This window comes from Labrys sp. F242 (assembly GCF_057813875.1).
On sequence record NZ_JBVASG010000001.1, the window covers coordinates 3,222,415 to 3,241,636 of the forward strand.

Annotated in this window: 16 protein-coding genes; 6 read left to right on the plus strand and 10 right to left on the minus strand. The window is 65.4% G+C overall.

Annotated elements, in window-relative coordinates:
• Window positions 1-83 precede the first annotated feature (83 nt).
• Both ACZYTC_RS15180 and ACZYTC_RS15185 read right to left on the minus strand, forming a co-directional pair.
• Window positions 84-359, minus strand: a complete 276-nt coding sequence (locus ACZYTC_RS15180; RefSeq protein ID WP_434959594.1) for a chaperone modulator CbpM — start codon at window positions 357-359, stop codon at window positions 84-86.
• A 2-nt stretch (window positions 360-361) separates the two neighbouring features.
• Window positions 362-1,267 carry a DnaJ C-terminal domain-containing protein gene (locus ACZYTC_RS15185; RefSeq protein WP_488989924.1) on the minus strand — a complete coding sequence of 302 codons (906 nt, stop codon included), beginning with the start codon at window positions 1,265-1,267 and terminating at the stop codon, window positions 362-364.
• 289 nt (window positions 1,268-1,556) lie between these two features.
• Here ACZYTC_RS15185 and ACZYTC_RS15190 point away from each other — a divergent pair, with 289 nt between their 5' ends.
• The 3 genes from ACZYTC_RS15190 (at window position 1,557) to ACZYTC_RS15200 (ending at window position 4,219) form a co-directional block, all read left to right on the plus strand.
• Complete coding sequence (locus tag ACZYTC_RS15190) at window positions 1,557-2,591, plus strand: aldo/keto reductase (RefSeq protein ID WP_488989925.1); 1,035 nt, start codon at window positions 1,557-1,559, stop codon at window positions 2,589-2,591.
• Between the two features lie 75 nt (window positions 2,592-2,666).
• Window positions 2,667-3,251 carry a histidine phosphatase family protein gene (locus ACZYTC_RS15195; protein WP_488989926.1) on the plus strand — a complete coding sequence of 195 codons (585 nt, stop codon included), beginning with the start codon at window positions 2,667-2,669 and terminating at the stop codon, window positions 3,249-3,251.
• A 95-nt stretch (window positions 3,252-3,346) separates the two neighbouring features.
• Window positions 3,347-4,219 (plus strand): NAD(P)-dependent oxidoreductase, encoded by an 873-nt coding sequence (locus tag ACZYTC_RS15200; protein ID WP_441772696.1) that lies wholly within the window; start codon window positions 3,347-3,349, stop codon window positions 4,217-4,219.
• A 45-nt stretch (window positions 4,220-4,264) separates the two neighbouring features.
• Here the strand turns inward: ACZYTC_RS15200 and ACZYTC_RS15205 are convergent, their stop codons facing one another.
• The 4 genes from ACZYTC_RS15205 to ACZYTC_RS15220 all read right to left on the minus strand — a co-directional run bounded on the left by ACZYTC_RS15205 (window position 4,265) and on the right by ACZYTC_RS15220 (window position 10,506).
• The gene (locus ACZYTC_RS15205) at window positions 4,265-4,993 is read right to left on the minus strand and encodes a FecR family protein (RefSeq protein ID WP_434955266.1); all 729 of its coding nucleotides are present in this window, start codon (window positions 4,991-4,993) and stop codon (window positions 4,265-4,267) included.
• 287 nt (window positions 4,994-5,280) lie between these two features.
• Window positions 5,281-6,795 (minus strand): multicopper oxidase family protein, encoded by a 1,515-nt coding sequence (locus tag ACZYTC_RS15210; RefSeq protein WP_488989927.1) that lies wholly within the window; start codon window positions 6,793-6,795, stop codon window positions 5,281-5,283.
• 15 nt (window positions 6,796-6,810) lie between these two features.
• On the minus strand, window positions 6,811-9,150 hold the full coding sequence (locus ACZYTC_RS15215) for a heavy metal translocating P-type ATPase (protein WP_488989928.1): 2,340 nt from the start codon (window positions 9,148-9,150) through the stop codon (window positions 6,811-6,813).
• A 144-nt stretch (window positions 9,151-9,294) separates the two neighbouring features.
• A complete protein-coding gene (locus tag ACZYTC_RS15220) occupies window positions 9,295-10,506 on the minus strand; it encodes an alpha-hydroxy acid oxidase (protein ID WP_488989929.1) in 1,212 nt (403 codons plus the stop codon).
• A gap of 245 nt (window positions 10,507-10,751) precedes the next feature.
• Between ACZYTC_RS15220 and ACZYTC_RS15225 the strand changes: the two genes are divergently transcribed.
• Complete coding sequence (locus ACZYTC_RS15225; RefSeq protein WP_488989930.1) at window positions 10,752-11,990, plus strand: MFS transporter; 1,239 nt, start codon at window positions 10,752-10,754, stop codon at window positions 11,988-11,990.
• A 19-nt stretch (window positions 11,991-12,009) separates the two neighbouring features.
• On the opposite strand, the gene ACZYTC_RS15230 is transcribed toward ACZYTC_RS15225, so the two are convergent.
• Window positions 12,010-12,897, minus strand: coding sequence for a LysR family transcriptional regulator (locus ACZYTC_RS15230; RefSeq protein ID WP_488989931.1), 888 nt, complete (start codon window positions 12,895-12,897; stop codon window positions 12,010-12,012).
• Window positions 12,898-13,107: 210 nt separating this feature from the next.
• Here ACZYTC_RS15230 and ACZYTC_RS15235 point away from each other — a divergent pair, with 210 nt between their 5' ends.
• Entirely contained in the window at window positions 13,108-14,607 is a 1,500-nt protein-coding gene (locus ACZYTC_RS15235) for a CoA-acylating methylmalonate-semialdehyde dehydrogenase (protein WP_488989932.1), read from the plus strand.
• Between the two features lie 58 nt (window positions 14,608-14,665).
• Here ACZYTC_RS15235 and ACZYTC_RS15240 read toward each other — a convergent pair whose 3' ends face one another.
• Complete coding sequence (locus ACZYTC_RS15240; protein ID WP_488989933.1) at window positions 14,666-15,517, minus strand: nuclear transport factor 2 family protein; 852 nt, start codon at window positions 15,515-15,517, stop codon at window positions 14,666-14,668.
• Window positions 15,518-15,607: 90 nt separating this feature from the next.
• On the opposite strand from ACZYTC_RS15240, the gene ACZYTC_RS15245 reads away from it, so the two are divergent.
• Window positions 15,608-16,237 (plus strand): TetR/AcrR family transcriptional regulator, encoded by a 630-nt coding sequence (locus ACZYTC_RS15245; protein WP_488989934.1) that lies wholly within the window; start codon window positions 15,608-15,610, stop codon window positions 16,235-16,237.
• Window positions 16,238-16,292: 55 nt separating this feature from the next.
• On the opposite strand, the gene ACZYTC_RS15250 is transcribed toward ACZYTC_RS15245, so the two are convergent.
• Both ACZYTC_RS15250 and ACZYTC_RS15255 read right to left on the minus strand, forming a co-directional pair.
• A complete protein-coding gene (locus ACZYTC_RS15250) occupies window positions 16,293-17,717 on the minus strand; it encodes an aldehyde dehydrogenase family protein (protein ID WP_488989935.1) in 1,425 nt (474 codons plus the stop codon).
• A gap of 153 nt (window positions 17,718-17,870) precedes the next feature.
• Window positions 17,871-19,190 (minus strand): NAD(P)/FAD-dependent oxidoreductase, encoded by a 1,320-nt coding sequence (locus ACZYTC_RS15255; RefSeq protein WP_488989936.1) that lies wholly within the window; start codon window positions 19,188-19,190, stop codon window positions 17,871-17,873.
• Window positions 19,191-19,222: the final 32 nt, after the last annotated feature.

A 19,222-nucleotide genomic window follows, 5' to 3' on the forward strand; every position in this document is an offset into this window, starting at 1 on the left:
ATGTCAAATCATGCACTCTCGCCTTGAGGCGTTCGCATGGCTCGACAAGGGCTGAAGAGAATTCCGCCTCATGGCAAATCGCATCACGATGAGCCCTCCTGCATGTCAGCCCGCAATTGCGCCAGGGCACGGCGCAGCCCATGGAGCTGATCCGTAAGATGCAAGATGACGTCGATGCCCTCGTCATTGGCTCCGATATCTTCCTTCAAATCCCGGATCAGGCGGGCGCGTGCGACATCGATCTCGGTGAATTGCACGCCGGCATCGGTCTGCCGAGGGATGAGCCAGCGCTGCTCAAGCCACAATTCCAGCGTCTGCACCTGGAGGCCGGAACTTGTCAGAAATTCGTGCTTGTTCATGCTCATGATGCTCCATCCTCACGCGGATCGAAGTCCTTCCCCCTGGCCCAGTTCGAAACGAAGGCTTCGAGTTCCGGGTCCGGTGGCTTCGGCAGAACCACCTTCAGCTTGACGAACTGGTCGCCCTGACCGCCGCCGCGGCGGGGAGCGCCCTTTCCTTTCAGGCGCAGGGTCGTGCCGGTATTCGAGCCTTTCGGCACCGACATCGTCACGTCCCCCGTGGGGGTGGGAACCCGCACCCGTCCTCCCAGCACAGCTTCCGACAGCGAGATCGGCAGTTCGAGCGTGATGTCGTCGCCCTCGCGCGTGAAGCGTCGATCCGGCAGGACTTCCACTTCGATCAAGGCATCGCCAAAACTGCCCGCTCCCGCGCCCGGCATGCCCTTGCCCTTCAGGCGAAGGGTCTGTCCATCCACCAGGCCCGCTGGAATCTTGACGTCGAGTGTGCCGCCCTCGGGCAGTGTCAGGCGCTTGTTCGCACCCGTCACCGAATCGGCGAACTCGATCGACATCCGATAATGCATATCGTAGCCACGCCGGTTTGCACGGGCCCGCTGCCCCCGCCTCAGGAGCTCGGCAAAGGCATCCTCTTCGTCCATGAAATCGGCAAAACCGGAGGCATCCGCATAGGGGTGATCCTGGTCCGATCCTGCATATTCCCGGTAGAAATGCTGCGGCGGCCGTTCCGCCCCGCTCGCATCGATCTCGCCATTGTCGAAACGCTTGCGCTTGTCTGCATCGCTGAGCAGATCGTACGCACCCGTGACTTCCTTGAATTTGTCTTCCGCGCTCTTGTCTCCGGGGTTGAGATCGGGATGCAGCTTTTTTGCAAGCTGGCGAAAGGCGCTCTGGATCTCGGCGGGAGACGCCGTCGAGGCAACACCGAGAACCTCGTAAGGATTTCTCACAATCGGCTCCGACACGATTCGAATGGCGAGGAAACAGCGTTCGCGGATGCTAATGCCTTTTGCGATGAGACGGAATGAAGAACCGCCTCAGAATTGACGGCACGGGCTTCGCAAAGCGCTCCGCGTATCCCTCCATCATTGTATAGCACGGCTATATAGCGTGTGGAGCAGTCGCCGGCTTTTGATACCGGCCGCCATGGCCTAACCTCCTTGAGGACGCGGGACGAGATCCCGCGCCTTTCCATGCCGCATGGACGGCAGGATCCCTTCATTTCACGGACATCATCTCATGCGCTACAAGACACTTGGCGGCACTGGCCTGCACGTCTCGGAACTTTGCCTGGGCACCATGACTTTCGGCGGCGGCAATGAATTCTGGAACGCGATCGGCCAGCTCGACCAGACGGTCGCCGACGGCATCGTCGCCCGCGCCCTCGACGCCGGCATCAATTTCATCGACACCGCTGATGTTTATTCCGGCGGCCTGTCGGAGGAGATCACCGGACGGGCCATCGTCAATTCCGGCCACAAGCGTTCGGACGTCGTGCTGGCGACCAAGGCCTTCGGCGTGGTCGGCACCGGCCCGAACGACCGCGGCGCCTCGCGCGGCCACATCATGGATGCGGTCAAGGCGAGCCTGAAGCGGCTCGGCACCGACTATATCGACCTCTACCAGATCCACGGCCTCGACCGCATAACCCCGATCGAGGAAACCATGCGGGCCCTCGATGATCTCGTGCGCCAGGGCTGCATACGCTATGTCGGCGTCTCCAACTGGTCGGCCTGGACGATCATGAAGGCCCTCGGCCTCGCGGACCAGCATGGCTGGACCAGGCCCTCGACCTTGCAGGCCTATTACACCATTGCCGGCCGCGACCTCGAACGCGAGATCGTCCCGCTGCTGGAAGCCGAAAAGCTCGGCCTGATGGTGTGGAGCCCGCTTGCCGGCGGCCTGCTCTCCGGCAAATATGACCGCGACGGCAATGGTCCCGAAGGCTCGCGTCGCGCCAGCTTCGACTTCCCGCCCGTCGACAAGGAGCGCGCCTTCGCCTCCATCGACGTGATGCGCGAGATCGCCGCGACGCATGGCGTCTCCGTCGCCCGCATCGCCCTGGCCTTCGTGCTGCATCAGCGCTTCGTGATGTCGGTGATCATCGGCGCCAAGACCATCGAGCAGCTCGACGACAATCTGGCTGCCACCGACGTGGTGCTGAGCGAGGAGGAACTCGCTCGCCTCGACAAGGTGAGCGCCCTGCCGCGTGAATATCCCGGCTGGATGATCGAACGCCAGAGCGCCACCCGCCTGCCGACGCCCCAGGGTTGATCATCGGGCCGAAGGGGATGGCCATCGCCTTCCTCTTCGGCCAGGATGGCGCGGCATTTCATCGGAGACAGCCGCTTGGGTACCGTCAGGACCGCCTATTTCATCACCCATGCGGAAGTCGAGATCGATCCCTCCATTCCCGTGCCGCAATGGCGTCTCTCAACAAAGGGACGAGCCCGGCACGAGGCCTTCAACCGGCACGGCTTCGTGGCTGGAATCAGCGCCGTCTATGCCAGCGACGAGCGTAAGGCTCGCGATGGCGGCGAGATCCTGGCGAGCCCTCTCGGCCTGGAGCTGCAGATCGAGCCGGCGCTGCACGAAAACGACCGATCGGCCACCGGCTTCCTGCCGCCCCACGAATTCGAGGCAACCGCCGACGCCTTCTTTGCCAATCCCGAGCAGAGCATTCGCGGCTGGGAGCGGGCCATCGACGCCCAGGCCCGCATCATCGCAGCCGTCGAGGCCATCCTGGACAAGGATGGCGGCAGCGGCGACATCGCGCTCGTCGCCCATGGCGGTGTCGGCGCCCTCCTGCTTTGCCATCTTCTGTGCGTGCCGATCGACCGCCGATACGACCAGGCGCCGGGCGGCGGCAATTACTTCGCCCTGGACGTGACGAGCCGCCGCCTGCTGCATGGCTGGCAACGCATCGAGCCGTAGAGTTATCAGCTTCCACGCACAATCGTTCAAGATCGCCGTCCAGCGCGAAGATACCATTCCACGATTGGAAATTTCGGAACGAGAAACGCGTCGTCATGCCAGTCGGCTTCATCGGTCTCGGTGTCATGGGGGAGCCCATGGCGCTCAATCTTGCACGGTCGGGAACACCGCTGGTGGTCTGGAACCGCTCCCCGGACAAATGTGCCAGCCTGCAGGCGGCGGGGGCCGAGGTTGCCGGCAACCCCGGTGAGCTCTTCGCCAAGGCCGGCATCGTGATCCTGATGCTGGCGAACACGGGCGCGATCGATGCGGTGCTCGGCCGGGACACCAGCGATTTCGAAGACCGGGTCGCCGGTCACATCATCGTGCAGATGGGCACGATCTCACCGGAGGATTCGCGCCGGCTCGACCAGGATATCCGCGCCGCCGGCGGCCACTATGTTGAAGCCGCGGTTTCCGGCTCCCGCAAGCCTGCCGAAGCCGGGCAGCTCGTGGCCATGCTGGCGGGCGACGCCGAGGCACTCGCCCAGATCCGCCCCCTGATCGACAGGATGTGCCATCAGGCCTTCGATTGCGGGGCCGTTCCCGGCGCATTGACGATGAAGCTCGCCGTCAACCTGTTCCTGATCACCATGGTGACCGGCCTGGCCGAGGCCGCCCATTTCGCGGAGCGGCGCGGCCTCGACATGCAGCAATTCCAGGCCATCCTCGATGCCGGCCCGATGGCGAGCCCGGTCTCCCGTATCAAGCTGGCGAAACTGGTCGAAGGCGATTTTGCGGTGCAGGCCTCGATCGCCGATGTCTTGAAGAATAACCGCCTGGTCTCGGAGGCCGCCCGCCGCGCCGGGCTCGCCTCGCCCCTCCTCGATGTCTGCCACGCCCTCTATGGCGAAACACAGGATCTCGGCCACGGCTCGCTCGACATGGCGGCGGTGATCCGTGCCATCGAGGCGCGGACAGCGCATTGAACAAGGCGAAAACCCTGCCGCCGCGCTGCCATTGACACAGGAGTGCTATTTCGGCGCGGGGTGACTGCCGCCTGATGTGTGATCCGACGGCTTACCAGCACCGCCCGGCGACGGCATGTCGCCACCACCCGAGGGCGACACGTCACCGCCGCCAAACGTATTGCGCGGCCCGACCACGGCGCCCCAGGCCTCGCCGACGCGCAGGCGGCTCCAGGGTGCAGGCTTGGCCGGCGCAGCCTGCATACCGGTGAGCTCGGTGCCGAAACCAGGGGTAAGCCGCACCGTTCCCCCCTTGGTGGCGACGTCGACGACACCATTCTCGACATAGACGCCGAACTTGCCCCAGCTCGGCCCGGCGAAGAACCGGGTGCCGCGAGCGGCGATCAGCCCGAAAGGCGTGGTAACGCTGAGTTCGCCCGAGGGCCGGTCATGCGGGCGGTCGAACAGAATGGCACCCCGCTCGAGCACCAGCCTGCCGCCACGGTCGACCAGGAACTTGTCGATACGCACTCTCGTGCGGGCGCCGAGCAGCAAGCGGGTGGCCTCACCCAGTTGCGCCGACAGTCGCGCGCTCTCGCCGGTCGCCAGGAGATCGTTGAGATAGACGGGATCGCCGACGGCAAGCAGACGTGTCTGGCCGCGGGCCTGCGCGGTGCTTTCGCCGCTGGCGCCCAGAATCGAGCCAGCCTCCACGGCCGCCCGAGCCAGGACTCTCTCCGGCCGCAGCCCGGCAAGCAGCAGGCCAGCCAGGAGGGAACGGCGATGGATCGGCATGATGAGCTTTCCAAACGAGGGGTGGCGGATCACGGGAAAACCGGACCCGACACCGCCAAGCCGACGGTATCCCTCCTGTCGGGACGATCCGTTTCAAGGAATGTCCGCAGATGGCGGTACCGCTCTATTCTTGATGTGTACGCTTCTTCCGGCACCGGCCGCAAAGTAAGATCCTCGAACTCCTTGCTCGCGGCCAGTCATTCATCCTAGCTGAAACCCTTTCGTCTACAAGCCCCTCGCACTCATACAGAAGCCTTAGGCTTCTACAGCAAGGAAGGACGATAAGATCAGGCCCGCACCTCGGCGACCCCCATCATTCCCAGTTGCTCATGTTCCAGGATATGGCAGTGATACATGCGCAGGCCCGGCTGGTCCTGCCGCACCAGCAGACGCACTGTTTGGCCCCTCGCGACATTGATCGTATCCTTCCAGGCGCGATGAGGCGCCTTGCTCACCCGGCCGTCCCGCTCGGTCTCCACCAGTTGGAACTGCGTGCCGTGAAGATGGAAGGGGTGATCCATGTCGGCGAGATTGGCGATCTCCCACAATTCGGTCTGCCCCGCTTTGGTGACGACATCGACACGGCCCATGTCGAAGGCGGCACCGTTAATGAGAAAGCCCATTTTCATGCCACCCTCCCCCATCGACATGGTTTCGGTGAACTCGAGGCGGCGCGTGGCGACGGGCAGGCCGAGATCGGCAATGCGGCGAAGCCTGGCGGGCAGAGGCGGGGCCGGCTCGGCCCGTTCCCGCGTGACTTCGATGGTCATCAGCTCAGCGGCGGTATCGGGACGTCCGGGGCCCATCCAGCCGCGATCGACATCCTCGGTCCGCAGCACCACCCGTCCCGGCTGCTCGAAGGCGACGATGACCTCCGCCCTCTCGGCGGGAACCAGGTCGATGGCGCGAAGGCCGGTCACCGGCGCTTCCAGCAGGCCGCCATCGCTGCCGATCAGCGTTATCGCCGCCGTGCCGAAGGTGAGGCGCAGGAAGCGCGCATTGGTGGCATTGAACAGGCGGAAACGGCGCCGGCTGCCGGCCGGCAGCGTCAGGACGGGCTTCTTCTGGCCGTTGACCAGGACATGGTCGCCGACCCGCCCATTCATCAAATCCGCCATGGTGCTGGCCGGGATCGAACCGTCCGCCGCCAGCCTCAGATCGGTGAAGAACAGCGGCGTGTCGCCATAGGCGGCCGGGATCGGATCCTGGCGGGGCTTGACGATGAAGGCCCCGGCGAGACCAAGATAGACCTGCTCGGCCGTACGGCCGTGGGGGTGGGGATGATACCAATAGCTGCCGGCGCTGCCTTCCGGCAGTTCGAAGGCGTAGAGCCGATCGGCGCCTGAGGCCACCGGGTCCATGGGATTGCCGTCCTGTTCCGCCGGCACCGGCATGCCGTGCCAGTGGATGGTGGTCTCCTCGCCCGGCAGGCGATTGGCGAAGCGGATGGCGACCTTGTCGCCCTCGGTCACTTCGATCAGGGGACCGGGAGTCTCGCCCTCATAGGCGAGGATAGGTGTGTCGATCCCTTCGGCAAAACGCACGATGGCGGGCTTGGCCGTGAGTTCGGCCTCGAAATGCCCGGGTTCGCGGGCCCGGTTGGCGAGGCGGGGCAGGTCGCGCAACGGGGCTCCCTCAGGCAGCGCCAGAGAACTCCGGGGAGCCGCCATCTTGCCGGCCTCTCCGGACATGCCCTCCATGCCCGGCATGCCATGCTCGGAATGGTCCTGCATCTGCGCCGCGGCCGGGCCTGAAATCACCAGGGCCGCAACGCCCGAGAGCAGAAATTCACGTCTGTTCATAGTTCCAATCCTTATTCAGAGCTGGCGTGCGCGCAGGCGGAGCGCATTGGTGATGACGCTGACGGAGGAGAGCGCCATGGCGGCCGCGGCGATGATGGGCGACAGCAGGATGCCGAAGAAGGGGTAGAGCACCCCGGCGGCAACCGGTACGCCGGCTGCGTTGTAGACGAAGGCGAGGAAAAGATTCTGGCGGATATTGGCCATGGTGGCCTGCGACAGCCGCCTTGCCCGCACGATGCCCATGAGATCGCCCTTGACCAGGGTGACGCCGGCACTCTCGATCGCGACATCCGTGCCCGCACCCATAGCGATGCCGACATCGGCCGCCGCCAGGGCCGGCGCATCGTTGACGCCGTCGCCAGCCATGGCCACCACCTTGCCCTCGCGCTTGAAGGCCTCGACCAGCACACTCTTGCGTTCGGGCAGGACCTCGGCCTCGACGGCATCGATGCCGAGCCGGCGGGCGATGGCTTCGGCGGTAACGCGGTTGTCCCCGGTCACCATCACGACATGAATGCCCTCCTCACGCAGGGCGGCCAGGGCAGCCGGCGTGGTTTCCTTGACCGGATCGGCAATGGCGAGCAGGCCGGCCAGGCGCCCGTCGACAGCGGCGAAGATTACCGTCGCCCCGTCGTGGCGCAGCCGGTCGGCTTCCGCCGCCAGGGCGACCGCAACGCCCTCCTGCGCCATGAAGGCCGCATTGCCGAGAAGAACCAGCCGGCCTTCGACCGTCCCCCTCGCACCCTTGCCCGTGGGTGAATCGAAATCCACAACCGCGGACAAGGCGAGGCCCTTCGCCTCCGCCGCCGCGACCACGGCCCGGGCGAGGGGATGTTCGGAGGCGCGCTCCACGCTGGCCGCCAGCCGCAGCAGCTCGTCCTCGCCAAAGCCTTCGGCGGGCCAGATGGCGGTAAGGGTCGGGTGCCCTTCGGTGAGCGTACCCGTCTTGTCGACCACCAGGGTGTCGACCTTTTCCAACCGCTCCAGCGCTTCGGCGTTCCGGATCAGCACACCGAGACCCGCTCCCTTGCCGACGCCGACCATGATCGACATCGGCGTCGCCAATCCCAGGGCACAGGGACAGGCGATGATCAGCACCGTGACCGCCGCGACCAGGCCATAGGCGAAGCGAGGCTCGGGGCCGAACACGGCCCAGGCGGCAAAGGCCGCCGCCGCGACCAGGATGACCAGGGGTACGAACCAGCCGGCCACCTGGTCGGCCAGGCGCTGGATCGGAGCACGCGAACGCTGCGCCTGCGACACCATCTGCACGATCTGGGCCAGCATGGTGTCGCCCTCGACCTTGTCGGCGCGGATGACCAAAGCGCCGGTCTGGTTGAGCGTACCGCCGATGACGCTGTCGCCGACGGCCTTGCTCACCGGCATGGATTCGCCGGTCACCAAGGCCTCGTCGAGCGAGGAGCGACCCTCCAGCACACTGCCGTCCACCGGCACCTTCTCGCCGGGACGGATACGCAGATTGTCGCCGACCGCCACCTTGTCGAGCGTGATCTCCTCTTCCGAGCCATCCGGCCGGATGAGCGTCGCCGTCTTCGGCGCGAGGTTGAGCAAAGCCCGGATCGCCCCCGAGGTATGTTCGCGGGCCCTGAGTTCGAGCACCTGGCCGAGCAGCACGAGCACGGTGATCACCGCGGCCGCCTCGAAATAGACGGCCACGCTGCCATCGTCGCCACGGAAGGCTTCGGGGAACAGGCCGGGCGCCAGCACCGCCACCAGGCTGTAGACCCAGGCAATGCCGGTGCCCATGGCGATCAGGGTAAACATGTTGAGGTTGCGGCGCAGGACGGACTGCCAGCCGCGCACGAAGAAGGGCCAGCCGCCCCACAGCACCACGATACTGGCCAAGACGAGCTGGATCCAGGCCGATTGGGCCGGCGGCACCAGATGATGCAGCGCGGGGACGAGATGAGAGCCCATCTCCAGGACGAAGACGGGCAAGGCCAGCACCAGGCTCACCCTGAAGCGCCGCGTCATATCCGTGAGTTCGGGATTGGGGCCGGCTTCGGCCGTGACTTGGAGAGGCTCGAGCGCCATGCCGCAGATCGGGCAGGATCCCGGCCCTTCCTGCCGAATCTCGGGGTGCATCGGGCAGGTGTAGATCGTGCCTTCAGGCGCGGTCGGCTTGGGTTTGCGCTCGCCGAGATAACGCCCCGGCTCCGCCTCGAATTTCGACTTGCAGCCGGCCGAGCAGAAATAGTAGGGGTGCCCCTCGTGCCGAAGCGAATGCTTGGCGGTCGCCGGATCGACCTCCATGCCGCAGACCGGGTCCTTCACGCCGGCATGCGCCCCGGCATGATCGTGGTGGTGATCGTGATGATGGTGATGGTCGTTCATCAGCCCGTCCCATGCCTCTCAGTCGATTCCCGCTGGTTTCCCAGCCTTCCTGGACAGGGCGTAAGGCTTGACATCATGGGAAGGTCAAGCCTCTTGTGAGGCAAGGCGGGCAATTTATTTGGCTTGGGAAAGAAACCCCTGCGATCAGCCTACCGCACGTACATGCACAGGCTGCAATTCGTCGAGGTCGCTCACGCCCAGCATGGCCATGTTGCGCGCAATTTCCGCCTGGAGGAGGCCGAGGGCGTGACGAATGCCGCCCTCGCCCCCCACGGCGGCGGCGAACAGGAAAGGACGCCCGACGAAGACGAAGTCGGCCCCGAGTGCCAAGGCCTTCAGGACATCCGTGCCACGGCGGAAGCCGCCATCGATCAACACGGCCATCTCGCCAGCCGCCGAAACGGCCTCGGCCAGGACCGTCATGGGGGCGATGGCCGTATCGAGCTGGCGCCCGCCATGATTGGAGATCCAGACGCCATCAACCCCTCTGTCACGCGCGATGGCAACGTCTTCGGGTGCGAGGATGCCCTTCACCACCAGCTTGCCACGCCACAATTGCCGGATGAGATCGAGATGGCTCCAGTCGAGGCCGTCGCGTGCGCCGATGTCGCGCACCGCGTTGCGGGACAGCAGGGTCGGGCCGCGAAAGGCGTCCATGTTCTCGAAGCGCGGCATGCCGCCGGCCAGGGTGCGGGCGAAGGTTCCCAGCGACCAGGACGGATGGGTAATGCCATCCCAGAACAATCTCAGGCTCGGCTTCAGGGGCGTCGAGAAGCCCGTGCGGGCGTTGTTCTCGCGATTGGCGGCGACCGGCACGTCGGCTGTGAGCACGAGCGTCTCAAAGCCCGCGGCCGCCACGCGCGCCACCATGCGGCTGATGCGTTCGGGCTCGCCCGGCAGATAGGTCTGGAACCAGCGCGCCCCACCCTCCTCGGCCAACCGCTCCAACTGGATCAGCGAGGTGGCGCTGGCCACCATCAGGGCGTTCTCGGCAGCCGCCGCCTTGGCGAGGGCCAGGTCGCCCTCGAAAGTCGCAAGGCCCGACAGTCCCATGGGCGCTATGCCGACCGGCAGGGCATAGGCCTGGCCGAACAGGGTCTGATGCGTCGAACGCGCCCTGGTATCGACGAGCACGCGTGGCACCAGCCCGAGGGCGGCCAGCGCCCGGGTGTTGCCGGCATGCGCCGCATTCGTCTCGGCAGCACCGGCATAATAGCCATAGATCTGGCGCGGCAGATGCCGGCGGGCTGCCGGTTCGAAATCCGCAAGCGCGAGGAAGCGCCGTAGTGACGGCGGTACGTTGGTTTCGATGCGTCGGGCGGTGACCACCGTTCGGGAATTCGAATTGTCCGGCACTCTTCCTGCTCTTCTCCAGCCTACCCCATTTCCGCATCGTTAGCCCCTTATCCCTTGGCGCAAGCAGGGGCGTCTCGTCAATCAAGGTCGAGGATCAGATCGTCCAATGAATCAAGTATACCGTACAGTGAGTGTACAGGCCGGTCATTCGGGTGAATCGTCCCCGCCATCTATTGAGCTCCCCCGAGAAACGGGATGAAGCGGCGGCGTCGGGAACGCGATCGCCCTCTCCCGAGGAGATGGAAATGGCCCTGTCCGATCCGATCAAAGCCAGGCCCGTATTCAGTCGCCAGACACTGCTGATCCTGTCCGCGGCCGTCATCCTGAGCGCGGCCATGGGCATCCGGCAGACCTTCGGGCTTTTCGTCGAGCCTTTCTCGATGGACCGGGGCCTTCCCGTCACCCTGATCGCCTTTGCCATCGCCATCCACAACCTGGTCTGGGGCGCGGCGCAGCCTTTTGCCGGCGCTGCGGCCGACCGCTACGGCTCGGCACCGGTCGTGGCATTCGGCGCCGCCATGTTCGCCTTGGGCCTCGGCATTGCCGCCATGGCACCCTCAGGGATCATGCTCATCCTCGGTCTCGGCGTCCTGGTCGGCATCGGCATCAGTTGCACGGCCTTCGGTGTCGTGCTGACCGCGGTCGGCCGCAGGACCTCGCCCGAAAAGCGCAGCATGGCCATGGGCATCGCCAGCGCCGGCGGCTCGTTCGGCCAGGTCGCGATGGTGCCCCTGGCGCAGATCGTCTCGGAGCATTCGGGCCTGTCCACCGCCCTCATCGTCTTGGCGCTCGTCATGCTGGCCGCGGCGCCTTTCGGCCTGTTTCTGGATGGCCGGCCAAGGCTGGCCGCGGTCAAAAAGGAAGAGGCAGGCCTGCCGCTGAAAGCCGCGCTGGAACAGGCTCTCGGCCATCGCGGCTATTGCCTTCTCACCCTCGGCTTCTTCACCTGTGGCTTCCAGCTCGCCTTCATCGCCACCCATCTGCCGGGCTATCTTTCGCTCTGCCACATGCCCGCCGGTACCGGCGCGAAGGCCCTCGCCTTGATCGGCCTGTTCAACATGGCGGGAAGCTGGGCCTGCGGCTGGCTCGGTGGCCGCTATCGGCAGCAACATGTGCTCGGCTGGCTCTACCTGATCCGGGGTGTCACCATCGCCGCCTTCTTCCTGGCGCCGAAGTCTGACATATCAGTCGCCCTGTTCGCGGCCATGATGGGCCTGACCTGGCTCGGCACGGTTCCCCTCACCAGCGGTCTCGTCGCCAAGGTCTTCGGCGTACGCCATCTCGGCACCTTGTTCGGCATCTGCTTTCTCAGCCACCAGATCGGCTCGTTTCTCGGCGCCTGGCTCGGTGGCCTGACTTTCGACCTCACCGGTTCCTACACGCTGGTGTGGTGGGCGACCGCCCTTGCCAGTCTGATGGCGGCGGCGCTGCATTTCCCGATCAACGACACGCCGCAGACGGCGATGGCCTCGGGACGGGCGTGAGGCGGCCCGGGAGGTTTGCTCAATCCCGCGCGAAATTGGCCCGCTCGGCCCGCACGCGGGCCGTGATGTGGTCGGCGACAGCGGCGACGCGGCGGGTGTTGTGCGTGTCGGGGTGGGAAACCAGCCAATAGCTGCGGGTGAAGCGCGTGCCCGGCAGCAGACGCTTCAGCTCGGGATATTGCCGGGCGGCATAATCGTGCAGGATACCGATGCCGTGGCCGGCCCGCACAGCCTCCATCTGGGCGACCACGCTGCCGCATTCGAAACGCCGGCGCATCAGCCTGCCCAGCGTCTCGGCATAGTCCAGCGCCCGGCTGTAGACGAGGTCGTCGACATGCGTGACGAAGAGGTGGCCGGCCAGATCCTCTTCGCAGGTGATGGGGGCGGTCTCTTCGAGATAGCGCCTGGAAGCATAGACGCTGAGCGTATAGTCGGTCAGCTTCTTGACCATCAGCCGCCCCTGCACCGGGCGGTCCAGCGTCACCACGATATCGGCCTCGCGCCGTGACAGCGAAAAGGTTCGCGGCAGCGGCACCAGTTGCACCACCAGTTCCGGGTGGCGGGCGGCCAAGGCGCCCAGTTCATGCGACAGGAAGTAGTTGCCGAGCCCGTCCGGCGCGCCGACACGCACCGTGCCGCTGATCTCCGCCATGGTGCCGGAAACCAGGGCACCGACACGCAGGAATTCGGATTCGGCCTTCTCCGCTGCGACCAGTAGGGCCTCGCCGGCTGGTGTCAGCGTACAGCCCTGGGTCTGGCGCTCGACCAGCCGCGCCCCGAACGTCTCCTCGAGCGCCGTAAGTTGGCGGCCGACAGTGGCATGGTTGAGCCCGAGTTGCCGCGCTGCGCCGAGCAATTGGCCGCTGCGCGCCACCGCCAGGAAGATGCGGACGTGATCCCAGTTCATGCGAGGGCAGCGGCTCCGGTTTGGTGGAGGCGGTGAACACATCCCGGGTGCACGGGCATCCTGCCCGTGCACCCGGGAAGATCATTCGCCAATGACTTTAATTTTTGCACATCGGAAGTGCAATCCTTCTCATTGCTGTGCGAACGGATCAACTGCATAGATCGCGCCGAAAGCCGCCCGATCGACGGACGGAGCGACAGGAGGAAGAGGATGACGCGCGAGATCTCCCATTTCATCGGCGGCAAGCTGGTCGTCGGCCGCAGCGGCCGCAAGGCCGCGGTCTACAATCCCGCCACCGGCGAGGCTGCAGCCGAAGTCGCCCTCGCTTCAGTTGCCGAAGTGCGCGAGGCCTCCGCCGCCGCCAAGGCCGCCGCCCCCGGCTGGGCCGCTACCACGCCGCTGCGCCGCGCCCGCATCCTCAACAAGTTCCTGCACATCCTGGAAGAACGCACCGACGAGCTCGCCGCCGCGATCACGGCCGAGCATGGCAAGGTACTGTCGGACGCCAAGGGCGAGATCCAGCGCGGCATGGAAGTGGTGGAGTTTGCCACCTCCGCGCCCCAGCTCCTCAAGGGCGAAGTGACGGAAAATGTCGGCACGCGCGTCGACAGCCATTCCCTGCGCCAGCCGCTCGGCGTCGTTGCCGGCATCACGCCGTTCAACTTCCCCGCCATGGTGCCGATGTGGATGTTCCCGGTGGCGCTGGCCTGCGGCAACTGCTTCATCCTCAAGCCTTCCGAGCGCGACCCGTCCGCTTCGCTCCTCCTGGCGCAATGGCTCAAGGAGGCCGGCCTGCCGGATGGCGTCTTCAATGTGGTCCAGGGCGACAAGGAAGCCGTCGACGCCATCCTCACCGATCCCGACATCTCGGCCGTCAGCTTCGTCGGCTCTACACCGATCGCCCGCTACATCTACGAAACCGCCTCGCACAACGGCAAACGCTGCCAGGCGCTGGGCGGTGCCAAGAACCACATGATCGTCATGCCCGACGCCGACATGGACCAGGCCGTCGACGCCCTGATGGGCGCGGCCTATGGCTCGGCCGGCGAGCGCTGCATGGCGATCTCGGTTGCGGTGCCGATCGGCGAAGCCACCGCCGAGGCGCTGCTCGCCAAGCTCGAACCCCGCGTGCGCGCCCTCAAGATCGGTCCCGGCACCGATCCGGAAGCCGAAATGGGTCCGCTCGTCACCAAGCAGCATCTCGACAAGGTGCGCGGCTATATCGACACCGGCGTCGCCGAAGGCGCCAAACTGGTGGTGGACGGGCGTGGCTTCGCCATGCAGGGCTACGAGAACGGCTATTATCTCGGCGGTACCCTGTTCGATGGCGTCAGCACCGACATGACGATCTACAAGGAAGAGATCTTCGGCCCGGTGCTCGCAGTGGCCCGCGCACCCGACTATGCCACCGCTGCCCGCATGATCAACGAGCATGAATTCGGCAACGGCACCGCGATCTTCACCCGCGACGGTGATGCCGCCCGCGAATTCGCCCACCAGATCCAGGTCGGCATGGTCGGCATCAACGTGCCGATCCCGGTGCCGATGGCGTTCCACTCTTTCGGCGGCTGGAAGTCCTCGCTGTTCGGTGACCATCACATGCACGGCGCCGAGGGCGTGCGCTTCTACACCAAGCTCAAGACCATCACGAGCCGCTGGCCCACCGGTATCCGCGCCGGCGCCGATTTCGTGATGCCGACGATGAAGTAGGACACCGATAGGGTTTTAGTGTCCCGCTGCTTCTCATGAGGCGGCGGGACACTCTTTATCAGGCAGCCTGCGCCACGGCGTAGCTATCCTCCAGCATGCGGTAGCGCACGATCCTGCCCTGCCTCACCGTGAGGTCGAAGGCGAACCCGGTCTCGATCAGCCTGCCGGTGGCGCGTACCAGCGAGGCAAGCTCTCCGAGGATAACGGCCCGTTCGCCATCCGCCAGGACGGAGCGCACCTCGAAATACCTGGGTTCGATGCTGGAGATCAGCTCGCGGAAGAAGGTGGCGATCTCCGCCTTGCCCCGACGAGGCCCGATCCACGGCACGCGCGCCCGGTCACCCGCGATGTCCCAATCGGCATCCTCGGAGAAGAGGTCGGTGATCGCAACCAGGCGCTGCGGATCACCCGGCTCGGCACGATAAAGTCCGACCGCCTCCAGATAACGCAGCGCCACCTCGCGCGGCGATGCAATCTCGCCGCCGTCCCGATAGCGTTGCAGCCGCGGCTGGTCGGTACTGGTGAAATCCGGATCGACATAGATATAGGTGCGGCTGATCAGGGAGCCGTCGAATTCGAACACGTTGCAGAAACGGCCTTGCGAGATCTCGCCGTCAGGCCAGCTTTCGCCGGCCATAGTGACGCCGGCCTCCTGCCCCTCCACCACGATACGGTCCCCGTCGACCGTGAAGATGAGACCATCGATGTCGTGGATCAGGCTGCGCAACTCACGCCCGATCCGCTCGCCGAAGCCGACCACGGCGGCCTTGCCCACAGCCATCCCGAATTTGGGAAAGTAGAATCGCACTTCATCCGTAAACAGATCCAGCAAGGCCGGGTCCCTGGCGTCCACCAGCCGGAAATAGCTGCGGATCGTCTCGATGCGCTGGGCGCGCATAGCATTGTCCATGGCTTGCTCCATTCTGTAATTCGGATTACATAAAAAGCCTCATGCCAGCATGTCAAGAATTCTATAATTGAAACTACAGAAAGGATTTCCATGGCAGCCCGCGGACGCCCTCGTGCCTTCGACCGCAGTGCTGCGCTCGAACGCGCCATGCAGGTCTTCTGGGCCAAGGGTTACGAGGCGACGCAGCTTGCCGATCTGACCGCAGCCATGGGCATCAACCCGCCCAGCTTCTACGCCGCCTTCGACAGCAAGGAAGCGATCTTCCGCGAGGCCATCGATCTCTACCTCGCCACCGCTGGCAGCGGCAGCATGCGCATCCTCGCCGACACCGCCTCGACCCGGGAGGCCATCGCCGCCATGCTGCTCGCCAGCATCGATATAGCGCTGGCCAGCCCCTCCCAGGGCGGCTGCATGGTCAGTCTCGGCCTGATCAACTGCCAGGAGCAGAATGCGGCTGTGCGTATGCATATGCGCGGCCTCAGAAAAACTACCGAGGACCTCATCCATCAAAGACTGGAGCGTGGCCGCGCCGAGGGCGACCTCTCGTCCGCAGCCGATATCGGCCGGTTGTCACGCTTCTTCGCGGCCATCCTGCAGGCCCTGTCGCTGCAGGCACAGGACGGGGCTTCGCGCCAGGATCTGGCCGACATCGCAGAAGCGTCCCTGGCAGCTCTCGATTTAGCCTCCGCCCGGCCGGATCGGCCGATATCCCGACCATGAATGACAGCGGCGCCGGGAGGATCCCGGCGCCGGTTTGTGATGGGTGCCCAGCCCGTCAGGGACGATGCACGGTCTTCACCTCGAGGAAGTCCTCCAGGCCGAAGATGCCGCCTTCGCGGCCATTGCCGGACTGCTTGTAGCCGCCGAACGGGCTGCCATAGCGATGCGGCCCGCCATTGATGTGCACCATGCCGGCGCGCAGCCTGGCCGCCACCCGCTCGGCCCGCTTGTCGTCACCCGTCTGCAGATAGGCGGCAAGGCCGTAATTGGTATCGTTGGCCAGCTCGATCGCCTGCTCCTCGGTGTCGAAGGGGATGATCGACAGTACCGGGCCGAAGATCTCCTCGCGGGCGATGCGCATGTTCGGATCGACATTGGCGAAGATGGTCGGCTTGACGAAATAGCCCTTTTCATAGCCTTCCGGCTTGCCGGGACCGCCGATCAGTACCCGCGCGCCTTCGGCGACGCCGGCTTCGATCAGAGCCTGTACGCGGCCGAACTGGATATCGCTGACCAGCGGGCCGATATGCTCGCCCTCCTGCTTGGGATCGCCGACGGCCTGCGTCCTGCCGGTGCGCTCGGCGATCTCGACGACCTTATCGTAGACCGAGCGCTGCACCAGCATGCGCGTCGGGGCATCGCAGGACTGGCCGGAGTTGTTGAAGCATTCCAGCACACTGCCGGCAACGCGATCCTCGAGGTCGGCATCCTCGAAGATGATGTTGGGCGACTTGCCACCGAGCTCGAGCGTGACGCGCTTGACGGTCTCGGCCGCATCCTTGCTGACGGCGATGCCGGCGCGGGTCGAGCCGGTGAAGGACATCATGTCGATATCCTTGTGCTTGGAGAGGGCAGCGCCGACCGAGGGGCCGTCGCCGTTCACCAAGTTGAACACGCCGGCGGGGAAGCCGGCTTCCTCGACCATTTCGGCATAGAGCAGCGCATTGAGGGGGGTGAACTCGCTCGGCTTGAGCACGCAGGTGCTGCCGGTGGCGAGCGCGGGCACCACCTTGAGCGCGATCTGGTTGATCGGCCAGTTCCAGGGGGTGATCAGGCCGCAGACGCCAATCGGCTCCCGCAGCACCACGTCGCCATTGGGCAGGGTGTCACGGGCCTTGAGATGACGCAGCGCCTCGATGAAGCCCTGCAAATGGCCCACGCCCACATCGGCCTGCTGGGCCCGGCTCATCGAAATCGGCGCGCCGAGTTCGAGCGTGATGGTCTGCGCCATCTCCTCATAGCGGCGCTTGTAGACTTCGAGCAGCTTTTCCAGGAGCGCCAGGCGTTCCTCGACGCTGGTGCGCGAATAGGTGGCGAAGGCTTTCTTGGCGGCGGCGACAGCCTTGTCGACATCGGCGGGCGTGCCCATGGAGATCACGGCGACCGGCTGCTCGGTGGCCGGATCCAGCACCTGCAGATCGTTGGGAACGACGGGATCGACCCATTTGCCGTCGATGTAGAATTTGCGCTTGTCGAGCATCTCTCACTCCCTCATTGCGGAGGCTGTCGCCGGCCTCTCGTGATTTCGTCAGACTTACACTGCTCTGCGCCGCCAATCCACGGGGACGGCCATCTTGTCGCAGGCGTGGGCCTACCCTCCCCTTCCAGGGGAGGGTAGAAAATCGCCCCCCGGTCACAGGCCGAATTTGTCCCTCAAGCCGTACCACCAGGCGCCGAGCACGGTCAGCGGCACCCGGAAGGTCTTGCCACCCGGGAAGGGGTAGTAGGGCAGGCTGCTCCAGACATCGAAACGCTCGGCCTGGCCGGCCACCGCCTCGCCCAGGATCTTGCCGAGCAGATGGGTGGTGGTCACGCCATGGCCACTGTCGCCATGCGAGAAATAGATCGACGGCGACAGGCGCCCGACATGCGGGATGCGCGTCAGGGTCAGCGCGAAATTGCCGCTCCAGGCATAGTCGAAGCGGATATTGGCAAGTTGCGGGAAGGTCCTGGCAAGGCTCGGCCGGATCTTGGCTTCGATGCTGGCCGGATCACCGCCGCCATAGACGATGCCGCCGCCGAAAAGCAGGCGGTTGTCGGCGGTGCGGCGGTAATAGTCGAGGATGTAGTTCATGTCCTCAACGCAATAATTGGCCGGCAGCAAATCACGGATCACCGCCTCGTCCAACGGCTCGGTGGCGACGACCTGGCTGGAGACCGGCATCATCTTGCCGCCGATCTCGGGCAGGAGATTGCCGATATAGGCATTGCCGCAGACGAGGAGATAGGTGCAGGTCACCGCTCCGTGCCTGGTGCGCACCACCGGCCTGGCCCCCTGCTCGACCGAGACGACCGGCGAGTGCTCGAAAATGCGTCCGCCATGCCGCTCGACCGCCGCCGCCTCGCCCAGCACCAGGCTGAGCGGGTGGATGTGACCGCCCTTGTGGTCGACCAGGCCTCCGACATAGCGATCCGATTTTACGATGGCCGGCAGGCCAGCCCGGTCGATCCGCTCAAGGCCGCCATGGCCATGGCTCTCCCAGATGCGCTGCTGATCGTCGAGTTCGCGCAACTGCTTGTCGGTGAAGGCGGCGAAGAAGCCGCCCGGCACCAGGTCGCAATCGATGTCGTAGGAAGCGATGCGGCCACGGATGATATCGGCCCCCTCCCCGGCCATGGCGCCGAGCGCCTTGGCCGCCTGGTCGCCATATCGCTTTTCGATCACGTCAAGGTCGCGGCTATAGCCGTTGACGATCTGGCCGCCATTGCGCCCAGACGCGCCGAAGCCGATGCGGACGGCTTCCAGCACCACCACGCTATAGCCTCGCTCGGCCAGTTCCAGTGCCGCGGAAATGCCGGTGAAGCCGGCGCCGATGACGCAGATATCGGCGCTCAGATGCTCATTCAGCCTGGGGCGCTCGAAGGCGCCCTTGGCCGTCGCAGCATAGTAGGATGGCGCATGGCCAGCGTTGGACGACGGGGGCTGCGCAGCGGTGAACTCGACGGTGGACATGGCAGGCATACCTCAACAGACCGGTCGTCGCG